Here is a 24753-nt window from a genome sequence, read left to right as displayed (position 1 = left end):
TGGAGATGTTGGTTACGTTTTCCGGAATGGTTGGCAGCGGCAAATCAACGAACGCCAAACGCGCCATGCGCTTGATGCAGGAATTGGGATATACGCCCTACTACTTGCGCTTCCGGTTCATCGGCTGGCGCGAGCTTTTTCGCCCGCCGGCGCAAAAGCCCTGGGAGCTGCGCGAGGAGATTAGCGCCTCCACTTCCAGCGCGCCCGACATGAACGGCCAGGTGAAACGCCGGCTGGAGGTGGACAAGCGTCTGACGCTGGCGGTTTTTTTGGGTTACTTGCTGCGCATCTTTCGGCTGCGCCTGTTTCTGCATTTGTATCATCGTCATCACCTGGTGGTCCTGAATCGCTATTTCTATGACAACTTTGCGCACTTCCGCGTGACCACGCCGGCCGAACGCCGCTATGTACGGCTGCTGCTCGCTGCCATGCCGCAGCCCGATCTCGCCTTCCTCATGGTTTCGCGGCCGGACACGGCCTTCTACCGCCGGCCGGATTATCACCGGGAAGAGTTGCAGAAAATTTCCGAAAACTACGCCGCTATGCGAAAACTCGCCTCCCGGCTCACCGTGATTGCCACAGACAACGTGAGTACGGTGGACAGCCAGGTCGAAAGAAGTATTCGCGCCGTCTTTCACCAACAGCAGATGCGCCCGCATGAAGAGAGAATTGCTTCGTAAGATCAAGATCGCGCATCCCACCGCCGCGCTGCACGTCGGCGGCAAGGAAAATGGCATGGTCAACCTGGTGAATGCCATGTCCGCCGACATCTTCGAAAACTACATCTTCGCCTTCAAGCGGGGCGGCGTGCTGCGCCATCGCATCGACCCCAAGCAGTGCCACGTGGTCGAGTTGGGCAACCGGCTGGGTGGGGACTTGCGCATCTACGTGAAGCTGGTTCGGCATTTCCGCCGTCACCAATTCCACCTCGTGCACACCCGCTCCTGGAGCTCGCTGCTGGAGGGAATGATCGCCGCCAAAATCACGGGTGTGCCGTTGCTGGTGCACGGTGAGCATGGCCTCATCAAAGACGACACCAAGGTTCACGTGTGGGTGCAGCGCCGCTTCTGGAGCCTGGCCGATCAAGTCATGTGCGTCTCCGAAGCGCTGCGCGAAAGCCTGGTGGCGCGCATCGGCTTCCCGCGGGAGCGCATCCGCGTCATCAAGAACGGCGTGGAACTCGAGCGCTTCGACTTGAAGGTCGACCGCCATGAGCTGAAAGCCTCGCTCGGCATTCCGCCCGAAGCGCCCGTGTTCGGCAGCATCGGCCGTCTCGTGCCGGTCAAGGATTACGCCACTTTGATCAAAGCGGCCAAGGTCGTGCTCGCCGAATTGCCCACGGCGCATTTGATCTTTGTCGGCGACGGCCCGCTGCGTGAAGAGTTGCGCGCGCTGGCGCAGCGGCTGGAGATTGCCGCGCAGGTCCATTTTCTCAACTGGCGCAAAGATGTGCCTGCGCTCATGCAGATTCTGGACGTGTTCGTGCTGTCCTCCATTAGCGAAGGCATGTCCAACTCGATTTTGGAGGCCATGTGTTCGGGCACGGCGGTGGTCGCCACCAACGTCGGCGGCAATCCGGAACTGGTGGTCAACAAGGAGACGGGTCTGCTCGTGCCCTCGCAGGAGGCCCAGCAAATGGGCAAGGCGATTCTTGCGCTGCTGCTGGATGCCAAACGCCGCCGCGCCATGGGCGCAGCCGGCCGCCGCCGCATCGAAGAACAGTTCTCCCTGCAAGTCATGGTGCGCAACTACGAAAAAATGTACCTCGAAATTGCCTCCCGCCATTACGATTTTCATCGCGAATTGCAGGACAAGATCGACCGCCGCTTCTCCGCGCAACCAGCCCTCGCCTCGCCCAGCTATGTTGACTAGTCCCGCACAGCCCCGGCTGGAGAACCCTGCCACGGGTGAAGGCCGCGCGCCGCGCTCCTCGCCAGCAGCGCTGCCGGAAAGGGAAAGGCGCATCCGCGCGCTCAAGAATGCGCCGCCGATTTTCGTGATCGGCTCACAGCGCTCGGGCACTTCCTTCCTCTATCGCCTGATCAGGAACTATTTGCGCATCGGTTTTGGGCGGGATAACGGCAACTTCATCCGCTTCATGAAAAACCTGCCGCATTACGGCGATCTCGAACAGACCCGCAATCTCGAGCGGCTGCTGTGCGACCTGTTCCGCCTGCCCGAGTTCAAAAAACGATTTCGCGGACTCGCGCTGGAGACCGGCGCTTTCATTGAAAATCTTGAAGCGCGGACTTACGCCGAAATCGTGCGCCGCTTCTATGCCGAGTGGGCCTATTTCAAAGACCCGGACGCCATGCGCTGGGGCGGCAAAACGCCGGATTATTCCATTCACGCGGCCGCGCTGCATCAGCTTCTGCCGGATGCCAAATTCATTCACATCATCCGTGACGGCCGCGATGTGGCGCTTTCCCTGTTTCATCTTGCCTGGGGACCAAAGGACGCGATGCTCGCGGCGCGGCACTGGCAGGAACGTGTGCAAGCCGCGCTGGCGTTTGGCCGCAGCGTGGGGCCGGCCTCCTATTTTGAGTTGCGCTATGAGAATCTCGTGCAGTATCCCGAGCAGGAGTTCGAGCGCCTGATTCGGTTCATTGCCCACGAGGGCAACCTCGAAGAAGTCGTCAGCCGTTTTCGCCGCGAGATCGGTGACACGGTCAAGCGCGACAATTTCGACAAGTGGAAGAAACAAATGCCGCGGCGCCAGATTCGTGTTTTCGAACAGCTCGCCGGCGGCACGCTGCAGACGCTGGGTTATCCAGTCGTCTTTCCCGAGGTGGTCGGCCGGCCGTTCCAGCCCTGGCAACGCCTCTGGCATCACACCAGCAATATTTTGATCAAAGTACTGATTGCCCTTCTCGTGCGGCGCGGCTTTCAGCGCGCCTGCGAGAAAGGCAGTCGCGCGTGGGCGGCGGTGCGGCGCCGGCTGCGGCACTGAGGGCTGTGCCCGCGCCTTTCCTCACGTGCAATTCTTGCGAGGTTTCCGCCTCACCTCCTGGAGCATATGTCGATCATCATTCGTGCAGCAGACTTGCAGCGCGACCGGCAGGCGATGATGGATTGCCTGCTGCGCAATCGCGAACGCTATGAACCCAACGCGAACTTCGTTCGGCGGTTTGATTGGGCCTATTGCGAAAACCCACACGGTTTGGGCAAGATCTGGCTGGCGGTCGAAACCGCCGGCGATCGCGTGATTGGCTTCACCTCCGCCTTTCCCCGCAAAGTCATCGTCAACGGCGAAACCCTGGTCGGCTGGAACTGCGCGGATTTCTCGATCGACAAGGAATACCGCACGCTGGGCGTGGCGATCAAGCTGCGGCGCGCCGCCAAAGACTGCGTCGACCGCGGTGAGTTTGCCTTTCTCTACGCGCATCCCAACGATCGCATGCGCGTGGTGCACGAAAAAGTCGGCCATCACGCCATCGGCAAGATGGTGCGCTATGCTGCGCTGCTGCGCCTGGATCGCATCACCGGCTTTTTGCTCGGCAGCCATTTTCTGTCCAAAGCGCTGGCCGGCGTGGCCAATCCCTTCCTGCGGCTGCTGACCTCCGGCGGCAGCGGCGACGGCACGTATCGCTTCCGCCTGGTGCAGGAAGAGCGCTTCGGTCCGGAATACGATCGCTTGTTCGAGAAGGTCAGGCTGCAGCACAGCGTCATCGGCAGCCGGGATACGGCGTATCTGAATTGGCGCTTTCTCGGCAATCCGCTGCATCGTGCCCGCAGCTTCCGCATGGAAGTCGAGGGGGAATTGAAAGGCTACGTGCTTTACTTCGAAGGCCGGGGCGTGGCCCATGTCGCCGACTTGCTGGTGGACGGCAAGAGTGAAGAAATGCGCGCCTTGATGGCCGGCCTGATCTACCATCTGCGCAAAACCGGCTTCAGCACGATTTCCTTGCGGCTGCACAACATGAATCCGGTGCTGGCGCAGGCGCAACAACTCGGGTTTCGTTACCGCAACGACGCCACCTCCACCGTCATCGCGTATGCGCCGCCGGCCTCGCCGCATGCCGGCGTGCTGCTGGAGGGCAAGAATTGGTTTATGACGGTGGGGGATCGCGATATTTAGCAAGGGGCGAGATCGCAAGAGGCAAACCCCCATCATTTGTCATTCAGAAGGAATCCTGTGAAGCATTATGAAAACGGCCCAAATCAATAATGCTTCAGTTGATTTGTCTGCATGATTGATCAGTTAACCTCGGAGTTTTCACATGGACATCCGCACTGAAATCGTCAATTTTTTGAAGAAGCAGGCGCCCAAGGGCGTCACGTTCAAAGACAGCGACAGCCTGCTCGCAACCGGCGTCATTGACTCGCTCAAGATGCTCGATCTCATCAGCTTCATCGAAAATCAATTCAACCTTGCCGTCGATGAAGACGAGATGATGCCGGACAATTTCGAGTCGGTGGACGCCATCACGCGTTTCATTCACCAAAAACGCCAGAGCCTGCATGCCTAGCATTCAGTTGCCCTGGGCCGCGTGGTTCGGCGACGGCGTGCAGCGCCTCGACCTGCCCGCGGGCTGGGAGGTGCAGATTTGTGCGATGCAGGATGCACCGGCATTGCGGTCGCAAGAGCTGCCGGCCGCCTGCCGCCGCACCATCTCCAGCCCGCCCCTGCGCGAGCTTGCTTTTTCCTGCCGCACCGTCGCCATTGCCGTGGATGATCTCAGCCGGCCCACGCCCGCGCATCTCATTCTGCCCGCCCTCATTGCCGAACTGATCGAAGCCGGTATTCAGCCGGAGAATATTTCATTCGTCATCAGTCTCGGCTCGCACACCGCATTAACCGAAGACGATTTGATCAAAAAGCTCGGCAAAGAAATTGTCGCGCGCCATCGCGTCGTGAATCACGATTGTCACGGTGAGTTGGTTGATATTGGCGTGTCCGTCGGCAAAGTGCCGGTGAAGATCAATGCGGCATTCATGGCTGCGGATTTGAAAATCCTGCTCGGCAGTGTCGTGCCGCATGCGTTCGCGGGCTACAGCGGCGGCGCGAAGATGGTGCTGCCCGGCTTGTCGAACATCGAAAGCATCGAATGGACGCACAAGGCGGTGATGATGGGATTGCGCGGCAAAGCCGGCACGCTGGAGGGCAATCGCTTTCGTGCGGAGTTCGAGCGCGTCGCGCGCCATGCCGGCGTCAACTTCGCGATTCAAGTCGTGGTCAACAGCCGCCGGGAAATTGCCGGTATTTTTGCGGGCGATATCGAACTCGCGCATCGCGAGGCAGCCAAGTTCGCCGGCGAGATTTACGCCACGCCTGCTCCGCAGCAAGCCGACGTCGCGATTCTCAATGCCTATCCCAAAGACGACGAGCTGCTGCAGGCTGAGAACGCGTTGATGTATCATCACACCGCGCCCGAAGAGTACCTCAAAGAAGACGGCGTGCTGCTCATCACCAGCGCATGTTCATTGGGCATGGGACATCATGGTTTGTTTGGTCCGCATCAACGTTTGTACCGCAAGCCCATGGCCAAAGGCTTTCTCAAGCAGCGCCAGCTTGCCGCATTCATGCCGGGCGTGACCAGTGAGCAATTTCATCAAGTTTATTGGGAAGGCTATCCGCATTTCAGCACGTGGCAGGCAGCGCGCGAGTATTTGCAGCAGCGTTATCCAAACGGCGGGAAGGTGGCGGTGTTGCCGTGCGGGAGTATTCAGATTTGTGAGCAAAGCCGTTAATACCCTGACCTCAATATCGCTTCTGCGCGAGTTAGGTGATTTTGATGCCGGTTTCGATGATCTCTTCGACGAAAGGGTCGTCCGCGGTAAAATCCGTCGGTGCAAACGGATGCGCCTCGATGTACTTGTTCATTTTTATGACAAAAGGAATGATCTTGCTGCGATCGTTAAAAAAATCACCTTCAAACTCATCGGAAACAAGAGCAAGATCAATGTCACTCCACTCCGTTTGCCGCCCTTGTGCGTAAGAGCCAAAAACATAGGCTTGCAGAATGGGAATATTGTTGGCGTCTAATTGGCGGATGAATTTGGCGACATTTTCCCGGACGTCATTTGGGAGAGTAACCATAGGTAAAGCCCTTTTGTTTTCTCGAATCGCGTACGCAAAACGCTTTTAAGATTTTTTTTCGATAAAGTCAACACTGCGGCCCAAACCTCAAAACGTCTTCAGAAACCTGAAAAGGGGGTGTTTCAAATGCGCCATCGCAAATTCAGAGATTTGAGAATCCATGTTTGTTTGTTGGTGAGCCTGGCATCCATCGTTGAAGCTCAACAAACCACTGCACGTTTCTTGTTGTTACAACCCTCGGCGGCCTCCAACGTCATGGGCGGTGTGGGAACGGCGTTGATTTGAAATAGCGCAAAGCGGAGTTCTTGACGATGTACGAATGAACTGGGGAATCCCATGAAACATCCAGCCCATTTTCCTCTGCTGCTGCTTTTACTTTTGCCCGTGCGCATCCTCGCGCAAGAAGCGCAAACGCCCGAAACAATCCCGAAAGACATTCGGCATTTATCTTCCCTGGCGACGCATACCTTTGAAGGCGGCGTTGACACGGCGTGGGTGCGCCATTATGCTTCCGGCGCAATCAGGAATGAAGATGCCGCTGGAATCGTCTTGGATGCCAGCGGCGAGCATTTTTACGTTGCCGGCAGCCGGAGAAACACGCTCAGTGGAATGGACTTTTTAACAATTAAATATGATACCTCCGGCGTGAAGATTTGGGCCATTGCTTACAATGGCGAGGCCAACGCCGATGATTATGCTGCGGCGATTGCGAATGACTCGCTCGGAAATATTTATGTGACGGGCAAATCCAAAGGGAACGGTTCAGGCTATGATTTTGTGACGGTCAAATACAGCCCCAATGGCGAGAGGTTGTGGACCTCTCGTTATAACGCCCCTGCAAATGCTGACGATGAACCGAGCGGTTTGACGCTCGATCATGAAGGCAACATCTATGCCGCCGGCATCAGTATGGGCGTGGGAACCTGGAATGATTTTTTGACGATCAGCTATAGCTCAGAAGGCGTTGAGCGATGGGTTGCGCGTTATAATGGCCCGGGTAATGGCGAGGCTCGCGTTGCCGGCATTGCCGTTGACCGCAATGGCGGCGTCTACGTTGCCGGAGCAACGGCGGAATTCAACGCAACAATGGCCTTTACCACACTCAAATACGATCGCTCCGGAATTCGCCAGTGGGTCGCGCGTGATCTTGATCCCGCCAGACGAAACTGTTTTGTAAACGCATTGGCTCTCGATGATTCCGGCAATGTGTACGTCGCCGGCGCCATGGTAAATGATGTCAGTTTTCTCGACTTCGCTACGATAAAATACAATCGCAACGGTGTGCGGCAATGGGTGGCTTATTACAATGGGCCTAATAATGAATACGATCAAGCAACTGCCGTCGCTGTCGATGTAGGAAGAGGTTTTGTCTATGTGACGGGGAAGGCGGCAGGCCTGGATGGAAGACACAACTATGCGACCATTCAATACACCTTGGAAGGCGAGCAACGCTGGGTAAGGTTGTATGATGGCTTTGCCGCCGGCGAAGATATTGCCACGGTGCTGGCATTGGATGATGCCGGCGGCATTTATGTCACCGGCAACAGCCGGCTCAACACGCGCTTGGATTTTGCTACCATAAAATATGATCACCAGGGCGCGCGCCAATGGATCGCGCGTTATAGCAGCAACATGTTTTCCGAAGAAGAAGCAAGGGCTTTGGCCGTTGACAAGCTCCGGAACGCTTATGTTGTCGGACAAAGCGATAAGGAAGTCGTTGCTGTCAAATACGATGCCATCGGCGAACAGAAATGGGCAAAGAATTATGACGTTGCAGGAGTTTCGTCGGATGTCATCACTTCAGTGGCAATCGATGCTGCAAGTCACGACAGCGAGGTCTATGTTAGCGGTATTGTTGGAAAAGGAAACGGCATAATACCGGATTTTGCCACGATTAAGTATAACGCTCAAGGCGAATCAGCATGGATACATCGTGTGCCTGGAGTGTCGCGCCAGCAGGACAAAATAATGTCTCTACTCGTTGACGCCAATCTCTATCTTGTTGGAAGTGGATTAAGTACTAGCACGAATTCATTTGTCAATTTTTTTACTGTCAAACTCAGCATTTTCGGTGAGCAACAATGGCTCATTCGTGATACAAGTTCGGTTGGCAATTTTGATTTCGCAAAAGCCTTTGCGGTTGACCGCTTCGGTTCTATTTATGTGACGGGAAGCGCTTATGGCGGCATTGGATCAAGGGATAATTTCATGACCGTCAAATATGACGCCGCCGGTATCGAGCAATGGCGCGCGCTTTACAACGGCCCCGGCAGCGGCTATGATGCTGCCGAGGCCATTGTCGCCGATGATTCCGGCAATGTTTACGTATCCGGTTGGAGTTACGCTTCTACCAGCCGCCGCGATTTTGCAACGATTAAATACAACGCCGGCGGTGCACGGCTTTGGCTTGCTCGTTACAGCGGCCTTAAAAACGGCGATGATATTGTTACCGCGATGGCGCTTGATGATTCCGGCAACGTCTACGTAACCGGCTATAGCGTCGGCAAAGGCAAGCCGGATCAGCACGATTATGCGACCATCAAATACAACAGCGCGGGCAAGCAGCTTTGGGCGGCGCGCTATGAAAATCCTGCCGGCAAAGAAGACCAGCCGGTTGCCTTGGCCACAGTACCGGCCTCGCAAGGCGGCGGAGTTTATGTCACGGGTTGGAGTACGAGCAATGATAAGGGAACGGATTATGTCACGATAAAGTATGACGCCGCCGGCAAAGCCGTCTGGCTCAGTCGCTTCGATGGCGCCGGCCACGACGATAAGGCTGTGGCGCTGGCCTATGATCGCACAGCTTTGGGCATGAACTTTTATGTCACAGGTTGGAGTTTGAATGAAGAAGGCAATATGGACATTGTGACGCTCAAGTATGGCGACGGAGGCGAGCAGCAATGGCTGGCACGCTATAGTATTTCCGGTGTCAATAACACGCCAAGCGCAATAGCGGTCGACGCCGGCGGCAATGTTTTCGTCGCAGGATCGAGCAGCCGCGAGCAGTCAAGCATCTACACGACGATAAAATATGTGCAGAAATCAAGCGTATCGGTGAAAAGTCCTGCCTCCGAAAATCCGGGTTTTTCCCTGTCGCAAAACTATCCGAACCCGTTCAATCCCACCACCAACATCAAATACCATTTACCTTTCGCCGCTCATGTAACCCTGAGGATCTTTGATTTGACGGGCCGGGAAGTCACTGTCTTGGTGAAAGCATTGCAACCGGCCGGCGGGCACAGTGCGCAATGGCAGGCCGGTAATGTGCCGAGTGGCGTCTATTTTTATCGTTTGGAAAGCAAATCTTTATCTGGCACGAAAATGGTTGCCATGAAAAAGCTGATTCTTTTAAAATGATGACAACTTTGCTTCGTGAAATGTACATTCTTTTTTGAATGGAGCGGTTATGAAATTCCCGGTACTTGGCAGTTTGGCGCTACTCGCTGCGTTCATCGCTCCGCAAGCGCAAAAATTTTTGACGCCTTCCCATTCGCCAACATCGGTAAAAATAAAAGACGATGCGAGCGAGAATCGAGCACACTTCGGCCTGTCCAGAAAGAATTCGGGTGGGGGTGCTACAGCTTCTTTTTCCGGCAATGTTCAACAAGAATGGGTGAGATATTTCGGCTCGGGCCAGGCTTACGGCGTTGACGTTGCAACTGCCATTGCCGCTGATAACAACGGCTATGTTTATGTCACTGGTTATAGTTCGAGCCCTCCATTTGGCTTGGATTATTTAACGCTGAAGTATCACAGCCCCTCGGGCAACTTGCTTTGGTCGGCGCGCTTTAGCGGTGAAGGATATGACAATGATATTCCCGTTGCAATTGTTGTGGATGGCCACGGCAATGTCTCTGTCACGGGGCAAAAACGTTCAGCGGTTACCGGGGTTGATTTTGCAACAGTCAATTACGATCGCAATGGTGTGCAACGCTGGGCAGCATATTACGACGGAATCCTGCATGCCGATGACTACGCGACACTTATGGCTGTCGATGCCGCCGGCAACATTTACGTCTCAGGTTATAGCTATTTTTCTGAAAAGTATTACGACTGTACAACGGTGAAATATGATAGTCTCGGCGCCGAGCAATGGGTTGTGCATTACCGTGGCGCTGAAAATTCTTATAACAAACCCTATGGTTTGGCTCTTGATTCACGTGACGAAGGCCAGTTCCTCTATATTACGGGAGGCAGCACAATCGATGATTTGAGTCGTTATTACGATTATTCCGACTTTTTCATGGTGAAATATGATCTCTCTGGTCAGATGCTTTGGAGTACTCGCTACGATTCAGCCAACGGCGATGATGTCGCACGCGATTTGGCAGTCTCCGCTCTCGGCGATGTTTATGTTACAGGACGGAGTGCAGACTATTTTATGACCATCAAGTACGATTCTACCGGCAACATGGTCTGGAAAACGCGTCATCCTGCTGAGGGTTACCCTCGCGGCGGCGCTTTCGCACTTGGACTGGATGCCAACACGAACATATACGTAACCGGCGGAAATCTAGAGGAATCGATTACGGTCAAATATGATAGCGAGGGTGAGCAATTGTGGAGCAGCAGTTATTATGCTGGTTATGGCGGTAGTGGATATTCTTCCAGTATCATGTTTAAGGATTTCAGAGTGGACCCCAAAGGGAACGCTTATATTGCCGGGTTTTGGGAAGAAAGCCGAGAGTGGCGCGATACCTACTACTATGATCTTGACTACATAATTTTCTCGTATGATAGTTTTGGAGACTTGCAATGGAATGCGTCTTACGACGATGCTACGAATTCGTCTTTAGCGCCGGCGATGACGCAGGATCGTTCCGGCAACATATTTATGGCGGTTTCTCCTCGCAGCCAGAGCAGCAGTTATGATTATTTCACGGTGAAATACAACCCGTTTGGCGTCCTGCAGTGGGCAGAGGGCTTTCAAGGCCCGGGGAATTCTTCGGATACACCCGTTGCGCTTGCTATGGATGAACAAGGAGATGTTCACGTCACCGGCACAACTTTTACCGAGGCCGCATCATACAGTGATATTGCCACCGTGAAGTACAACAAGGCGGGCGATGAGGTTTGGCGCGAGAGTTACGATAGCGGCAATAGAACCTTGGATGCCGCACAGGCCATCGCCACCGATGACTCTGGCAACGTTTATGTCGTTGGCCGCAGCTCGGCCATTTCTTCACCGCCCGATTTGATCACCATAAAATACCATGCAACAGGTAAGCGGCAATGGGAGGTGCGTCATGCCAATACGGAGCAACGCGACTATGATGCTTATGCTCTCGCTGTTGATCGTTCCGGATATATCTACACTGCTGCCAGCACGCCTCGCCAACTTACTCTTTTGAAATATGATGCCAGTGGCCGGCAACAATGGCTGACACAAAAGGATTGTCCCAACAATGAGATTTATCACAATCTCGCTTTAGCAGTGGACGATAGCGGCAACGCCTATCTTGCACGAACTTGCTCAGGCTTCAACTCTTATTCGGATATTGTCACGTTTAAATTCGATTCTGCCGGCACGCAAAAATGGTTGACGCGCTACGATGCGTCGCCAGCCAATACCTATGAAGAAGCGATTGGCCTGGCCGTCGACAGTAGAGGTTATGTCTACGTGACTGGCAATCAAGGAGGGAGTAGGCCGGATTACTTAACAATTAAGTATGAGGCAAACGGTAAACAACAGTGGGCGGCAACCTTTGATGGCCCGGGCGATGAATATGGCGCCTCGCGCGATGAAGTGGCGGCTTTGGCGGTGGATTCCGCCGGCAATGTTTACGTGACCGGGACTAGCACAGCCAGCGAAAGCAAGCAAGACTATCTCACCATTAAATATGATAAAGATGGCGCTGTGCTTTGGACGGCGCGCTATAACGGCCCGCAACATTCTTATGATAAGGCCACCGCATTGGCGCTCGATGATGACAACAATGTCTATGTAACGGGGTATAGTTACTATTCGGAGCGGGATGCAGATTTTGCCACAATCAAATACAACACCGAAGGTCAAGAGGAGTGGCTTGCGCGGTATCACGGCCAGGCAGACTCAAGAGATTATGCCAAATACATTGCGTTGGATGCAGCGAACAATATTTTTGTTTTGGGCAGGAGCCAAAGCGGAAATTACTCGGCTAATCCGTATGGCGCGAGCGTTTACACAACAATCAAGTACAGCCAATCAGCCCCCGTGATAATTCAAGAGTCAAAACCGGCTTCTCCGGTGACTTACGCTCTCTCACAAAACTTCCCCAACCCTTTCAATCCTTCTACCACAATTCGGTACAGTCTCGCAAAAGAAAGCCATGTCACGCTTCAAATCTTCGATCTCGTTGGCCGAGAAGTGGCCACGCTGGTGAATGAAATCAAATCCGGCGGAGCGCATGACGCGCACTGGAATGCAACAAGTTTGCCCAGCGGCATTTATTTGTATCGCCTGCAAGTCAGCAATTCCGCTGCGAATTCCAAGCCGGTATTTATCCAAACCCGAAAACTCATTTTGATGAAATGAGATGATGAAGCAAAGTAATTCGCCGAACCCGCATTCTCATTTTAGAATTCTTCCCTTCACCGAAAGCAAAAACGGCGCGAGCGTGGGCATGGGGTCCAGCCAGCGAAAATGGGGAACCACTTGTTGCGTGTGAATCAGACTCTTCAGCCATTGCCCCAGAGTGATTTCATTCAAAGGCTTTAGTTCTTTGTAAGCCATGAAATCGCGATAGGGAAACCACAACGTCATGCCCTGCTTGTAGGAATTGAGATGCGGCACCGGCAAGCCGGTGAGATGGTTGTAAATCGCCAGGGAAATATCCATGCCGCATCTGACCAACAACTCGTGCGCCGCGGTAAAACGGGGATTGCATTCGATGATCTTTAGTTTGTTGTCGCGCAAATCGCGCTTGAATTCGACATTCCCCAAACCGCGAAAATTGATGCCGCGGAAAAATTTCAAGCCCAGCTCCGCGATCTCGGGATCCCACGCCGTGATGTGATACGTGCCCTGGCCGTTGTTCTTGGGAAAGCGCCGCACGACTTTTTCGGTGTAATGAAACAGCGGGTCTCCTCTGACGTGCGGCCTGACGCAGAGGTGGGAAGCCGGACGCGCCGCTCTCACCGCCCTCCCGCCGGTAGCTGTATAGCGAACGCTGGCCACAACCTTCCGCAGATTCCCCCACTGGCATCTATGTTTATCGCCAGAGAGCGTTGGCAGCTCCCGACAATCATTGCAGCAAAACTCAAGAATGGTCTGGCGGACATGAAAGCTTATCTCCTGCATCATTTTCTCGAAGCTCAGGCGGACCGGGCGCCGGAAGCAATTCTGTGCCTGCATGACGGCAAAACCATGAGCTATGGCAAGGCCGACAAGCTTGCCAATCAATACAGCCGCGCGTTGCGCTCCCTGGGCGTGAAGCGGGGTGACCGCGTGGGCTTGCTGGTGGAAAACTCCAGCGCTTACATCGGCGCCTACTATGGCATTCTCAAAGCCGGCGCGGCCGCGGTGGCGGTTTTCACCACCACCACCGCCAAGACCCTGGCGTTCGTGCTGCACGATTGCGGCGTGAAGGTTCTGATCACGCAAAGCAAGTTCGTGCCTTTGCTGGAGGGCTTGCAGGAGCAACTGCCGGAGCTGCAGAGCCTCATCCTTACCGACAATTTTACGCCGCAACTCGGCTGGCCTGCGACCGTGCTGCACAAGCGCGACGTGGCGGAGTTTTCCGAGCACCGGCTCGACCTCACCATGATCGATCTCGATCTCGCCTCGATCATCTACACCTCGGGCAGCACCGGCAACCCGCGCGGCGCAATGCTCAGCCATTTGAACATCGTCAGCAACACACGCAGCATCGTGAGCTATTTGGGCCTGACCGCGAAAGACCGCATCATGGTGGTGCTGCCGTTTCCCTATGTCTACGGCAAGTCGCTGCTCAACACGCACGTGGCAGCCGGCGGTTCGGTGTTGATCGACAATCGCTTCGTGTTTCCGAATCTCGTGCTCAAGACCATGCAGGAACAGCACGCCACCGGCTTTTCCGGTGTGCCTTCCACGTACGCCATCCTGCTCGGCAAATCAGCGGTGCGCAAAATGGAATTCCCGGCGTTGCGCTACCTCACGCAGGCTGGCGGAGCCATGGCGCCGAGCCTGATTCGGGAAGTCATGGAAGTTTTTGCGGGAAAGAAGATCTTCATCATGTATGGCGCCACCGAAGCTTCGGCACGGCTCAGCTATCTCTCCCCGGAAGAGTTGCCGCGCAAGGTGGGCAGCATCGGCAAGGCCATCCCCAACGTGGAATTACGCCTGATCAAAGACGACGGCGCGGAAGCAGTGCCGGGGGAGACCGGCGAAATCGTGGCGCGCGGAGCGAATCTCATGCAAGGCTACTGGAATCAACCCGAGGAAACCCGCGCCGCGCTCACCTCGCACGGCTTTCACACCGGTGATCTTGGCCGCATGGATGAAGAAGGGTTTTTCTATGTCGTCGGCCGCAAGCGCGACATGATCAAGTCCGGCGCTAATCGCGTGAGCGCAAAGGAGATCGAAGAAGTCATTCTCGAACACGCGAAGATTCTCGAAACCGCGGTGATCGGCGTGCCGGATCAATATCTCGGCGAGGCCATTTGCGCCTACGTTTCGCTCAAACCCGAGGTGGTGAACGGCAGGGACGAGGAATTGCAGCAGGAGATCATCACGTTTTGCCGCGAACGCCTGCCGGAATTCAAAGTGCCGCGGCAGGTCATCATCGAGGACAAACTTCCGAAGAATGAGTCGGGGAAGATTATGAAGGAGGCATTGCGGCAACGCAATGACTAATGGTCGTCATACAGAAAGAATTTGGTTGATCTGTTGTCTCCTGAACGTCACGGCCGCTTGGGCGCAAACACAAACGGGCGAAGTTTTCTTGAAACGGGGGGATAGCATGATGCTCACGGTGCACCGTGTGCAATATCGCTGTTTGTTTGCCTCCCGGGGAGAGGTTGTTCCCTTAAAAGTGGTAGACTCCGTTCTGACCTCAGACGCCGATCTGGCCTCTGCCATCATTGCCCAACACCTGGATAACGCCGCCTTGCGCAAACGCGGCAACTTCTTCCTCGTGGATTTGTCGCAGGCAAGATTTTCCCGGTTGAAGGCTGAATCAACGCCAGTGGTTGTTTACAAATCGCTCGGTTTGCACATTAGCTCGGCAGAAGTTCCGCGATATGGTTTCCAACTGGATTATGCCTGGACAAGATGGCCTCGAACTTTCCATCGTCTGGCCGTCGGTGTCGGCTTACCGTTTTCCGGACCCGATATTCTGAGCAGCCAGGTCGGCTACGGAATCGGCGTTGACAAATCCCATGGTGCGGTGCGTCTGGCCACGAGTTTGAACTATGCCTACGTATTCGATCATCGCCGGCCCTGGCGGCCAAATCTAAATTTCCCCAACTATCACGTGCTTTTGGCAGGTGGTGATTTACATGTGCAAGCCCGGGCAATAGCCCTGGCGTTCACGCTGGGCTTGGATTTTCGTTTTTTCGAATCGCACACCTTTGCCATTAAGGACTCGCGAATCGCCGTTCGGATCGGCGTGGGAAAGATCTTGAACTAGCAGGAGCCCAAATGCCGTTGAAGATTTGCAACGTCGTCGGCGCACGGCCGAATTTCATGAAAATCGCGCCTCTCATTGATGAGATGCGCAGACACCCTGATCTCGCAGCCACCCTGGTGCACACCGGCCAGCATTACGACGAGAAAATGTCGAAGCTGTTCTTTCAGGATCTCGGTTTGCCCAAGCCCGACGTCTATCTCGGCGTGGGCTCCGGCGGCCACGGCGAACAAACCGGCAAAGTGATGATCGAATTCGAAAAGATCCTCAACGCGAACAAGCCGGACATCGTGCTCGTCGTCGGTGACGTCAACTCGACGATTGCCTGCGGCCTGGTGGCGGTGAAGATGGGCGTGCAGCTCGCCCACGTCGAGGCCGGTTTGCGTTCGTTCGATCGCACCATGCCCGAAGAAATCAACCGCATTCTTACCGATCAAATTTCCGACTATCTGTTTCTCACTGAGCGCGCGGCCAAAGAGAACTTGTTGCGTGAGGGCATCAGCGCGGACAAGATTCATTTCGTCGGCAACGTCATGATCGATTCGCTGCTGAAGCAGCGCGAGCACGCCGAACGCTCCGCGATTCTCAACGACCTCAAGCTGGAAGCCGGACGCTACGGCCTGATCACGTTGCATCGCCCCAGCAACGTCGACGTCCGGGAGAATCTCGAAAACATCCTGCAGGCGTTGTTCGATTTGCAGCGCGATTTGCCGCTGGTTTTCCCGGTGCATCCGCGCACGCGCAAGCAGATGAAGCTGTTCGGCCTGGAAGAGCGCGTGGCGGCCGCGGCCAACTTGATCCTGACCGATCCGCTCGGCTATCTCGATTTCCTGAAGCTGATGGCGCATGCGCGGCTGGTGGTGACCGACAGCGGCGGCATTCAAGAGGAAACCACGGTGCTGGGCGTGCCCTGCCTGACCGTGCGCGAGAACACCGAACGGCCGGTGACCGTGAGTGAAGGCACCAATATTGTCATCGGCATGTCGCGCGAGCGCATTTTGGAGGAGAGCTACGAAATTCTGGCCGGCCGCGGAAAGGCCGGCCGCCGGCCGGAATTGTGGGACGGCCGCGCCGCGGAGAGGATCGTGCAGGTGTTGCGCAAGTCCGAGTGGGCAGTTGCCTGGAAAAGTACAGCCACCGCCCTTGCAGGCTGAGAGAGAGCGAAGTTTCTGTGTGGCCACATGCAAAGATGGCGCATCGTCTTCATCATATCACGAATTGAGCACTTTCGACTGAGTCCAGCTCTGCAACAAAGCGATTGCTTCATGAAGGCGACTTTGCTATCTTGCTGCGCAAAAAGGCGGAAAAGAGTTCGACTCAAAAGGTTCGAATCAGCTTGCTCATGAGACTCAGCCAAACCGACTTCAACCGGATTATCGATCTGGCTTGTGACGGGGTATCGGGCTGGAAACTGCATGAATTGGGTGCGAGGCCCGAAGACGTTTTGCGCATGCCGCTCGATTTGATCCCCTTCCCCCCCCGGAATCGCCATGCCAAGCTGATTGAAGCTCGAGGCAAAGTCATTCTATGAAATCCCAGGAGCTTCAAGACCAAATCACCATCGCGATGAGGAATTGGAGTCGGCCCCAGCGCCTTTCCGAGGATTCCGTCACGTCTTCTTTCGCGGTTATGGCTTTCATCTTGACTGGGACCGCATGCAGGAAGGATCGAAGACGTGTTTACGCAGTTCAGGTCGAGCCTGAATGGCTACCTCGCGACGCTCACCTGACGACAGCCTTCGCATTCCCGCTCGCTGAACGACGCTGCTGATTGCGCCCACAGATGACAACCTCCCTCTCCAAGAAGGTCACCTTCGCCGCGCTGATCATGATGGCCTCGGTGCTGGCCAGCCGCGTGATCGGTCTGCTGCGCGAAATGGTGATCGCCCACCTCGGCGGTGCCGCCGGCGAGGTCGATGCCTACAACGTTGCCTTCGTCATTCCTGAAATCCTCAACCACGTGGTGGCGAGCGGCTTTCTCTCGATCACGTTCATTCCGATCTTCTCCCAATATCTCGCGGCCAACCACGAGGACGAAGGCTGGAAAGTCTTCTCGATCATCTTTTCCGTCTTTGGCGTGCTGCTGGCGCTGCTGGTGGCTGCCGCCTGGTGGTGGGCGCCGGAGTTGGTGGCGCTGGTTGCGCCGGGTTTGACCGATCCCGGCCATCGTGCCGCGGCGATTCGCATGACGCGCATCATCATGCCGGCGCAGTTGTGCTTCTTCTTCGGCGGTTTGTTGATGGCGGTGCAGTTCGCCAAAGAACGGTTCACCCTGCCGGCGCTGGCGCCGCTGCTCTACAATCTTGGCATCATTCTCGGCGGCGTGCTGTTGTATCGCTGGCTGGGCATGGAGGGTTTTGCCTGGGGCGTGTTGGCGGGCGCACTCGCCGGCAATTTGCTGGTGCAATATGCCGGCGCGCGGAGAGTGGGCATGCGCTTGCGCTGGCGCTTCACGCTCACCCATCCCGATTTGAAGCGCTACGTGCTGCTCACTCTGCCGTTGATGGTGGGCTTGACCATGACGTTTTCCACGGAATTCTTCACCCGCTTCTTCGGCTCGTTTTTGCCGGAGGGCAGCATCGCCTCGCTCAATTACGGCCTGCGCGTCATGCTGATCCTGGTGGGCTTCTTCGGCCAGGCCGCGGGCGTGGCCTCTTATCCCTATCTGGCGCGGTTGATCGCAGAAGGCCGTTTGGCCGAGATGAATCGCCTGCTCAACGATACCCTGCGCCGTTACATCGCTTTGGTCATTCCGGTGGCAACGCTGATGATGGTGTTGAGCCGCGAAGTCATTCGCCTGCTGTTTCAGCGCGGCCGCTTCGACCAGCAGGCCACCGCGCTGACTGCCGAGGTTCTGGTGTTTCTGTTGATCGGCGCGTTTGCTTTTGCCGCGCAAACCGTGGTGGTGCGCGGGTACTATGCCACGCAGAACACGCTGTTTCCCACGATCGTCGGCACGCTGGCAGTGCTGGCGAGCGTTCCACTCTACTGGCTCGGCACGACGCAAATGGGCATTCACGGCCTGGCGCTGGCGGTTTCCGTCTCCGCCGTTTTGCAGAGTGGCCTGCTTTACCTGTTGTGGAATCGCAGAAGCGGAAATATCGAAAGCCGGTTTGTGTATTTGCTTTTCGGCAAGCTTCTGCTGTTGAGTGCGGTGGTGGGGGCGATGAGCTGGGGCATGAGGACCGTGGTGCTGCGTTTTCTCGATCCCGCGAGCTTGTTCGACAGCCTGCTCATGTGTTTGATCATTGGATCGATCTTCACCGGCCTTTTTGTCGCCGCTGGCCTTGCTTTGCGCGTTCAGGAAGTGATCAGCGCATCGAAGCAGATTGGCCGCAAGCTCAAACTCGTTTCCCGCCGCGAGGGCTGAGTATGAAAGACGAGGCTGCACACGGAGCGCGCCGCCGGCGGGTTCGAGCCTGCGGACGAAATCAAACCAAGTTTGCGCAAGTAGATTGACTTGTTGTTCAAGTTTGCATGCCGGCGCTTTCCCACCGCAGCCGGCCTTGCGGCGCTCTTTCCCCCGCCGGCTCAGCCTTCCATGTAGGTGTAGCCTTCGAACCCGCTGCGATACATCTCCAGAATGTGACGTGACTCCTGAATCGTGCACGTGCCTTCGCGCACCGCGCGCTCGACGCTCTGACGAAATCGGTTGACCAGATCATCCTTCTTCTGCTGGACGTAGCCCAGCACTTCCGCGACCGTGTCGCCATATTCGACATGTTCGATTTTGTAGGCATGTTCCTCGCCGTCCAGCGAGACGTGCACGGCGTTGTTGTCGCCGAAGAGATTGTGGAGGTCGCCCAAAATCTCCTGATAAGCGCCGACCAGGAAGATGCCGATGAGGTATTCTTCGTTTTCGCGCAGCGGGTGCAGCGGCAGCACGTCTTTCACGTCGCGCAGATCGATGAAGCGATCGATGCAGCCGTCGGAATCACAGGTGATGTCGGCGAGCACCGCGGCTTGTGTCGGGCTTTCATGCAAACGGTGAATCGGAATGATGGGGAAGACCTGGTCGATGGCCCACGCGTCGGGCAGCGATTGGAACAGCGAGAAATTGCAGAAGTAGATGTCGGCCAGCGCGCGGTCCAGGCCCTCCAACTCGTCGGGAACATAGTCCCAATCTTTGGCGAGGCGCTGGATCTTGTGATTGGCGGCGCGATAGATCGCCTCGGCATAGGCGCGCCAGTGCAGGTTGATGTAGCCGAGATTGAACATGTTCAACACTTGCTCGCGCGCATGCTGAATGTCGTGATAGGCTTCCTGATAGTTCTTGCGGCTGAGGCTCTGATACGACTCCCACAGATCGACCACCAGCGGCGGCGCGTCGACCGGCTTTTGCGGCTCCACCGGTTGCGAGACAATGGCGCCGAGCACGTTGAACACCAGCACGGAATGATGCGCCGTAATCGCCCGCCCCGACTCGCTGACGATGATGGGATGCGGGACGCTCGCCTCGTCGCAGGTGGTCATGATTTGATAGACCACGTCGTTGGCGTATTCTTGCAGCGAGTAGTTGGCAGAGGCGGAGAAGTTGGTGCGCGAGCCGTCGTAATCCACCGCCAGGCCGCCGCCCACGTCGAAGTAATCGAGCGCGGCGCCCAGCCGTTTGATTTCGACATAGTAGCGGCCGGCCTCGCGCAGCGCCTCTTTGATGTTGCGAATGGCGGTGATCTGGCTGCCAAGATGATAGTGGAGCAACTGCAGGCAGTCCAGCATGTTTTGGGCGCGCAGCTTCTCGATGGTTTGCAGAATCTCGACCGGGCCGAGTCCGAATTTCGAACGGTCACCGCCCGAGGCTTCCCAGCGGCCCGCGCCCTTGGTCGCCAAGCGCACGCGCAATCCCATGGCCGGCCTCACGTTCAAGCGCTCCGCCAGCTTGGTGATCAAGTCCACCTCGTTAAGTTTCTCCACCACCAGGATGACGTTCTTGCCGACTTTGCGCGCCAGCAGCGCCAGCTCGATGAACTCCTCGTCCTTGTAGCCATTGCACACGATCAAGGCTTCGGGATCGTCGAGCAGAGCCATGGTGGTCAGCAACTCGGGTTTCGATCCGGCCTCCAGCCCGTAGTGAAAAGGCCGGCCGGCATCGACGATCGTCGAGACCACGTGCTTTTGCTGATTGACTTTGATGGGATAGACGCCGCGGTAAACCGACTGGTACTTGTATTCTTCGATCGCCCGCTGGAAGCTCATGCACAGCTCGCGCACCCGCGTGCGCAGAATGTCGGAGAAGCGCACCAGCAGCGGCAGTTGAATGCCGCGCTGCTGAATTTCATCGACCAGGACCTTGAGGTCGATGGCGCGGCCGGGTTCGCCGTTGGGATGCACCACCACATTGCCCAGCTCGTTCACCGAATAGAAATTCGCGCCCCACTGCGCAATGTTGTAGGTTTCGAGAGAATCTTGGATTTTCCAGACAGACACTTTGTCCTCACGCCCTTTACGGTTTAAAGGAATTGGCTGACGAATTTCAGGTAGCCCTGCCGCCCACCTTGTTTCGTCCAATACTGCACGGATTTGTGAATGCGCTTCAGGCAGGCAATGATCTCGCTCAGAGAGTTTTGCGGCGCGGGCACTTCTTCGCCCTCGGGGGATACGAGGGGGTTACGGCCCAGGCGCCATTCACATACCGCTTTGGCGGCCTGTAAAACGCGGTTGGCGCGCTCGGAGATATTCGCATAGGGCGGAAAGCGTTTTGTCTCCTCCGCCACGTACTGGCCCGCCAGCAACTGCACGGCGTCAGCAACATCGTAGTCCATCAATTCCGGCAGCTCACGATACACCTCGATGGTCGTGGCCTCGATGTTTTGCAGAATATCTTGATACTCTTCTTCGAATCGCATGCACAGGCTCCTCAGCAGCGTCGTTGTTCGCAACCACCGGCTGCTGGCGGCACGAATTTCACAGCCGGCGCCGATACTACAAAAGTTATTCTTCATTATCAAGCACACAATGTGGCTTGGGGAAAAAAGTCACGGCGGGAATCGACCGGTCAACCGCCGGCGCTCAGGTTGCACGACCGCGCCGGGCAGTTGGGCCGGGAGGAGGCAGCAGGAGGCGAGAGGCTCGAACCGCAAGATGCGCCGGATTTCTGCGCTCTTCTCTTTTGGACTTGCAGCTTTGAGTTCAGCGGTCTTCCGGCAGCTTGCAGCAGGCAGCGAGGCTGGCATATGCCGTGGAATCGCGCTTCACTCTGTTCGCGTCATAGCCCGTCAGGGCAATGGCGTTTTCCAGCGCCGCCACGCCGGCCTGCTGCGGGTCGAAGCTCACCCGCGCGACCTTCGCACCCAAGTCGACCTGCGCGGATTTCACGCCCGCCACAGCTTGCAACGCCTTTTCAACCTTGTTTTGGCAACTGCCGCATTGCACGGTGGGAACACTGATCTTCGCTTCCGAAACGCCGGCCGGCGCAACGGCGGAGCCATTGGCGTCGGTGTGGCCGCGCTCGGAATTGCTGCATGCTGCCAACACCAAACCGAGGGTCAGAGCGAGAAGCGAGTTTCTTGCCATGAGAGTATCCTTTGCGAATTGAATGAACGACGGTGGTTGCCCTCCGGCGATTTTCGATTTGGCATCGCGGTTACAGCTTTTGCTTGCGCAAGCGCAGAGCATTGACAATCACCGAAACCGAGCTGAAGCTCATGGCTGCGCCGGCGAGAATGGGACTGAGCAGCACGCCGAAAAATGGGTAGAGCACGCCCGCAGCCACCGGAATGCCGAGGGAATTGTATACAAATGCGAAGAAAAGGTTTTGGCGGATGTTGCGCATCATCGCGCGGCTGAGATGCACGGCGCTGGCGAGGCCGCGCAAATCGCCTTTGACCAGCGTGATGCCCGCGCTTTCCATTGCGACATCCGTGCCCGTACCCATGGCAATGCCGACATGCGCCGCGGCCAATGCCGGCGCATCGTTGATGCCGTCGCCCGCCATCGCCACGATACAGCCCTGTTGCCGTAGTTGTTTGACGCGCTCGTGTTTGTGCTGTGGTTCCACACCCGCCTCGACTGCATCGATGCCGAGATTCTTCGCCACGGCCTCAGCCGTGCGTTGATTGTCGCCGGTGAGCATGATGATTTTCAAACCGAGCCGGTGCAATTCTTTGATGGCCTCGGGCGTTGAAGCTTTGATCGGATCGGCAATCGCCAGCACGCCCGCGGCTTTGCCGTTGATTGCGGCGAACACCACCGTGTTGCCCTCGGATTGCAGTTGCGCTGCGCGTGCTTCGAGTGCCGCGAGTCCGCTCAGGCCGCGCTGCTGCAAAAAAGCAAGCTTGCCAAGCGTGATTTCGCTGCCGTTGAATTTGCCCATCACGCCGCCGCCGGTGGCCGAGGCGAAATCTGTTATTGCCTGTGGCTTCACGCCCCGTTCTTTTGCGGCTTGCACAATTGCGGCCGCCAGCGGATGCTCGCTGTTCTGTTCGATGGATGCGGCCGCGGAAAGTAATTCACGCTCATCAAATCCCTCTGCGACAGATACGGCAACGAGACGCGGCCTGCCTTCGGTGAGCGTGCCGGTTTTGTCAACAACCAGCGTATTGACTTTCTCCATGATTTCGATGGCTTCGGCGTTGCGAATGAGCACGCCGGATTGCGCGCCGCGGCCCACGCCCACCATCACCGACATCGGCGTCGCCAAACCCAAAGCACAGGGACAGGCAATAATCAACACCGCAACGGCGTTGACAATGGCATAAGCCAGACGCGGCTCCGGCCCGAAGAAATACCAAAGTAATGAAGTGATTACGGCAATGGCGACGACGGCGGGAACAAAATAGCCGGAAACTTTGTCGGCCAGCCCTTGAATCGGCGCGCGGCTGCGTTGCGCTTGCGCGACCATAGCGACGATTTGCGCCAGCAAAGTGTCACTGCCCACGCGCTGCGCCTGCATCACAAAGCTGCCGGTGCCATTGACCGTGCCACCGGTGACTTTGTCGCCGGCATTCTTTGCCACGGGAATCGGCTCGCCAGTGATCATTGATTCGTCCACGCTGCTGCGGCCTTCGAGCACGACACCATCAACCGGAATCTTTTCGCCCGGCCGCACGCGCAAGCGATCGCCTACCTGCACTGTTGCCAGCGGCACTTCGCGTTCATCGCCGTCCTGGATGAGATGCGCGGTCGGTGGCGTCAAATTGAGCAGGCTGCGAATGGCGTTGCCGGTACGGTTGCGCGCACGCAATTCGAGCACTTGTCCGAGTAACACCAGCACGACAATCACTGCCGCGGCTTCGAAATAAATGTCCACACCGCCATTGTGCCGCATGGAATGGGGAAACAGATTGGGCAACAGCATTGCCGCGACGCTGAAGAAATAAGCCGCGCCGACGCCGATCGCGATCAGCGTGAACATGTTGAGGTGCCGCGTTTTGATCGAACGCCAGCCGCGTTTGAAGAACGGCCAGCCCGCCCACAACACCACCGGTGTGCTGAGTATGAATTGTGCCCAACGTGAAATACTTCCGGGTACCACGTTCAGCGCTGAAATCATATGCGCCATCGCCAGCAGAAAAACCGGCAACGTGAGCGCTGCGCCAATCCAGAAACGGCGCGTCATGTCGCGCAGCTCGGCGTTTTCTTCATCGGTGTCGCGTGACACTGTTTTCGGCTCCAGCGCCATGCCGCAGATCGGGCAATCGCCAGGCTCATCCCGCTCGATTTCCGGGTGCATGGGACAAGTGTAAATGGTTTTGCCTGCTGGCTGCCAGGCCAGATTCTTTTCCAATGCCATGCCGCACTTCGGGCAATCGCCGGGTTGGTCGCTTGTGATGCCCTCACACATTGGGCAGAAGTATTTCGCAGCGGAAGTGGGCGTTGTTGGTGAAGCACCGACCTCCGCGCAGCACGCGGGCGCGACCGGCGCCGGCGGGTGCTGGCCGTGCTTCTCGTGGTGCGAAGGCGTGAGCGTCACAGGCTGTTTTGCGACCGCAAGGGGCCGTTGCAGGGTGATGACTTGTGGCGCAGGCGGCGCCAGAAATTTCTGCCGGCAATGCTCGCAGCAGAAATAGTAGGTCTGCCCGTCGCGCTCGGCGCGCAGGTTCGTTGTTTCGTCCACGGTCATGCCGCAAATGGGATCTATTGCCATAAGGTATTCTTTCTAACGATGCTATTCTGAAAGGCCTCTTACAAT

19 protein-coding genes are annotated in these 24753 nt (G+C 56.5%); 13 read left to right on the top strand and 6 right to left on the bottom strand.

Annotated features, from left to right (window positions below; genetic code table 11):
- Nucleotides 1–5 precede the first annotated feature (5 nt).
- The 6 genes from L6R21_03575 to larA all read left to right on the top strand — a co-directional run bounded on the left by L6R21_03575 (nt 6) and on the right by larA (nt 5691).
- Nucleotides 6–680 (top strand): hypothetical protein, encoded by a 675-nt coding sequence (locus L6R21_03575; GenBank protein MCK6558255.1) that lies wholly within the window; start codon nt 6–8, stop codon nt 678–680.
- On the top strand, nt 658–1872 hold the full coding sequence (pelF, locus tag L6R21_03570; GenBank protein MCK6558254.1) for a GT4 family glycosyltransferase PelF: 1215 nt from the start codon (nt 658–660) through the stop codon (nt 1870–1872). Before L6R21_03575 ends, pelF begins: the two co-directional genes overlap by 23 nt.
- Nucleotides 1862–2950: a sulfotransferase gene (locus L6R21_03565; protein MCK6558253.1), complete on the top strand. Its 1089-nt coding sequence runs from the start codon at nt 1862–1864 to the stop codon at nt 2948–2950. The genes pelF and L6R21_03565 overlap by 11 nt, the downstream gene beginning before the upstream one ends.
- A 66-nt stretch (nt 2951–3016) precedes the next feature.
- The gene (locus L6R21_03560) at nt 3017–4078 is read left to right on the top strand and encodes a hypothetical protein (protein MCK6558252.1); all 1062 of its coding nucleotides are present in this window, start codon (nt 3017–3019) and stop codon (nt 4076–4078) included.
- 142 nt (nt 4079–4220) lie between these two features.
- Nucleotides 4221–4469, top strand: a complete 249-nt coding sequence (locus tag L6R21_03555; GenBank protein ID MCK6558251.1) for an acyl carrier protein — start codon at nt 4221–4223, stop codon at nt 4467–4469.
- Nucleotides 4462–5691 (top strand): nickel-dependent lactate racemase, encoded by a 1230-nt coding sequence (gene larA, locus L6R21_03550; GenBank protein ID MCK6558250.1) that lies wholly within the window; start codon nt 4462–4464, stop codon nt 5689–5691. Before L6R21_03555 ends, larA begins: the two co-directional genes overlap by 8 nt.
- Before the next feature lie 31 nt (nt 5692–5722).
- Here larA and L6R21_03545 read toward each other — a convergent pair whose 3' ends face one another.
- Nucleotides 5723–6040: a nucleotidyltransferase domain-containing protein gene (locus L6R21_03545; GenBank protein MCK6558249.1), complete on the bottom strand. Its 318-nt coding sequence runs from the start codon at nt 6038–6040 to the stop codon at nt 5723–5725.
- 336 nt (nt 6041–6376) lie between these two features.
- On the opposite strand from L6R21_03545, the gene L6R21_03540 reads away from it, so the two are divergent.
- Together L6R21_03540 and L6R21_03535 are read left to right on the top strand one after the other, a co-directional pair.
- Nucleotides 6377–9397, top strand: a complete 3021-nt coding sequence (locus L6R21_03540) for an SBBP repeat-containing protein (protein MCK6558248.1) — start codon at nt 6377–6379, stop codon at nt 9395–9397.
- Between the two features lie 49 nt (nt 9398–9446).
- A complete protein-coding gene (locus L6R21_03535; protein ID MCK6558247.1) occupies nt 9447–12554 on the top strand; it encodes an SBBP repeat-containing protein in 3108 nt (1035 codons plus the stop codon).
- A 36-nt stretch (nt 12555–12590) separates the two neighbouring features.
- Here L6R21_03535 and L6R21_03530 read toward each other — a convergent pair whose 3' ends face one another.
- Nucleotides 12591–13157: a hypothetical protein gene (locus tag L6R21_03530; GenBank protein ID MCK6558246.1), complete on the bottom strand. Its 567-nt coding sequence runs from the start codon at nt 13155–13157 to the stop codon at nt 12591–12593.
- 141 nt (nt 13158–13298) lie between these two features.
- On the opposite strand from L6R21_03530, the gene L6R21_03525 reads away from it, so the two are divergent.
- The 5 genes from L6R21_03525 (at nt 13299) to murJ (ending at nt 18993) form a co-directional block, all read left to right on the top strand.
- A complete protein-coding gene (locus tag L6R21_03525; GenBank protein MCK6558245.1) occupies nt 13299–14852 on the top strand; it encodes an acyl--CoA ligase in 1554 nt (517 codons plus the stop codon).
- 106 nt (nt 14853–14958) lie between these two features.
- Nucleotides 14959–15627, top strand: a complete 669-nt coding sequence (locus L6R21_03520) for a hypothetical protein (GenBank protein MCK6558244.1) — start codon at nt 14959–14961, stop codon at nt 15625–15627.
- 11 nt (nt 15628–15638) lie between these two features.
- Complete coding sequence (gene wecB / locus L6R21_03515; protein MCK6558243.1) at nt 15639–16778, top strand: UDP-N-acetylglucosamine 2-epimerase (non-hydrolyzing); 1140 nt, start codon at nt 15639–15641, stop codon at nt 16776–16778.
- A 131-nt stretch (nt 16779–16909) separates the two neighbouring features.
- Nucleotides 16910–17155: a hypothetical protein gene (locus L6R21_03510; protein MCK6558242.1), complete on the top strand. Its 246-nt coding sequence runs from the start codon at nt 16910–16912 to the stop codon at nt 17153–17155.
- Nucleotides 17156–17406: 251 nt separating this feature from the next.
- Nucleotides 17407–18993, top strand: coding sequence for a murein biosynthesis integral membrane protein MurJ (gene murJ / locus L6R21_03505; protein MCK6558241.1), 1587 nt, complete (start codon nt 17407–17409; stop codon nt 18991–18993).
- Nucleotides 18994–19154: 161 nt separating this feature from the next.
- Here murJ and speA read toward each other — a convergent pair whose 3' ends face one another.
- The 4 genes from speA to L6R21_03485 form a co-directional block, all read right to left on the bottom strand.
- Nucleotides 19155–21050: a biosynthetic arginine decarboxylase gene (gene speA / locus L6R21_03500; protein MCK6558240.1), complete on the bottom strand. Its 1896-nt coding sequence runs from the start codon at nt 21048–21050 to the stop codon at nt 19155–19157.
- A 23-nt stretch (nt 21051–21073) separates the two neighbouring features.
- The gene (locus L6R21_03495; GenBank protein MCK6558239.1) at nt 21074–21469 is read right to left on the bottom strand and encodes a hypothetical protein; all 396 of its coding nucleotides are present in this window, start codon (nt 21467–21469) and stop codon (nt 21074–21076) included.
- 283 nt (nt 21470–21752) lie between these two features.
- Complete coding sequence (locus L6R21_03490) at nt 21753–22136, bottom strand: heavy-metal-associated domain-containing protein (protein MCK6558238.1); 384 nt, start codon at nt 22134–22136, stop codon at nt 21753–21755.
- 70 nt (nt 22137–22206) lie between these two features.
- Nucleotides 22207–24708, bottom strand: a complete 2502-nt coding sequence (locus tag L6R21_03485; GenBank protein MCK6558237.1) for a heavy metal translocating P-type ATPase — start codon at nt 24706–24708, stop codon at nt 22207–22209.
- Nucleotides 24709–24753 lie beyond the last annotated feature (45 nt).

It is taken from the genome of bacterium (genome assembly GCA_023150945.1).
Taxonomy (GTDB): Bacteria; Zhuqueibacterota; Zhuqueibacteria; order Zhuqueibacterales; family Zhuqueibacteraceae; genus Coneutiohabitans.
This window is presented reverse-complemented; position numbering and strand designations above follow the sequence as displayed.

Bases quoted from the DNA above. Each gene is read 5' to 3' on its own strand.
- L6R21_03495 (MCK6558239.1), bottom strand. From the start codon at position 21,469: ATGCGATTCGAAGAAGAGTATCAAGATATTCTGCAAAACATCGAGGCC.
- L6R21_03575 (MCK6558255.1), top strand. From the start codon at position 6: ATGTTGGTTACGTTTTCCGGAATGGTTGGCAGCGGCAAATCAACGAAC.
- L6R21_03565 (MCK6558253.1), top strand. From the start codon at position 1,862: ATGTTGACTAGTCCCGCACAGCCCCGGCTGGAGAACCCTGCCACGGGT.
- L6R21_03520 (MCK6558244.1), top strand. From the start codon at position 14,959: ATGATGCTCACGGTGCACCGTGTGCAATATCGCTGTTTGTTTGCCTCC.
- L6R21_03485 (MCK6558237.1), bottom strand. From the start codon at position 24,708: ATGGCAATAGATCCCATTTGCGGCATGACCGTGGACGAAACAACGAAC.
- L6R21_03560 (MCK6558252.1), top strand. From the start codon at position 3,017: ATGTCGATCATCATTCGTGCAGCAGACTTGCAGCGCGACCGGCAGGCG.
- L6R21_03555 (MCK6558251.1), top strand. From the start codon at position 4,221: ATGGACATCCGCACTGAAATCGTCAATTTTTTGAAGAAGCAGGCGCCC.
- pelF (MCK6558254.1), top strand. From the start codon at position 658: ATGAAGAGAGAATTGCTTCGTAAGATCAAGATCGCGCATCCCACCGCC.
- murJ (MCK6558241.1), top strand. From the start codon at position 17,407: ATGACAACCTCCCTCTCCAAGAAGGTCACCTTCGCCGCGCTGATCATG.
- L6R21_03525 (MCK6558245.1), top strand. From the start codon at position 13,299: ATGAAAGCTTATCTCCTGCATCATTTTCTCGAAGCTCAGGCGGACCGG.
- L6R21_03490 (MCK6558238.1), bottom strand. From the start codon at position 22,136: ATGGCAAGAAACTCGCTTCTCGCTCTGACCCTCGGTTTGGTGTTGGCA.
- larA (MCK6558250.1), top strand. From the start codon at position 4,462: ATGCCTAGCATTCAGTTGCCCTGGGCCGCGTGGTTCGGCGACGGCGTG.
- L6R21_03545 (MCK6558249.1), bottom strand. From the start codon at position 6,040: ATGGTTACTCTCCCAAATGACGTCCGGGAAAATGTCGCCAAATTCATC.
- L6R21_03535 (MCK6558247.1), top strand. From the start codon at position 9,447: ATGAAATTCCCGGTACTTGGCAGTTTGGCGCTACTCGCTGCGTTCATC.
- wecB (MCK6558243.1), top strand. From the start codon at position 15,639: ATGCCGTTGAAGATTTGCAACGTCGTCGGCGCACGGCCGAATTTCATG.
- L6R21_03540 (MCK6558248.1), top strand. From the start codon at position 6,377: ATGAAACATCCAGCCCATTTTCCTCTGCTGCTGCTTTTACTTTTGCCC.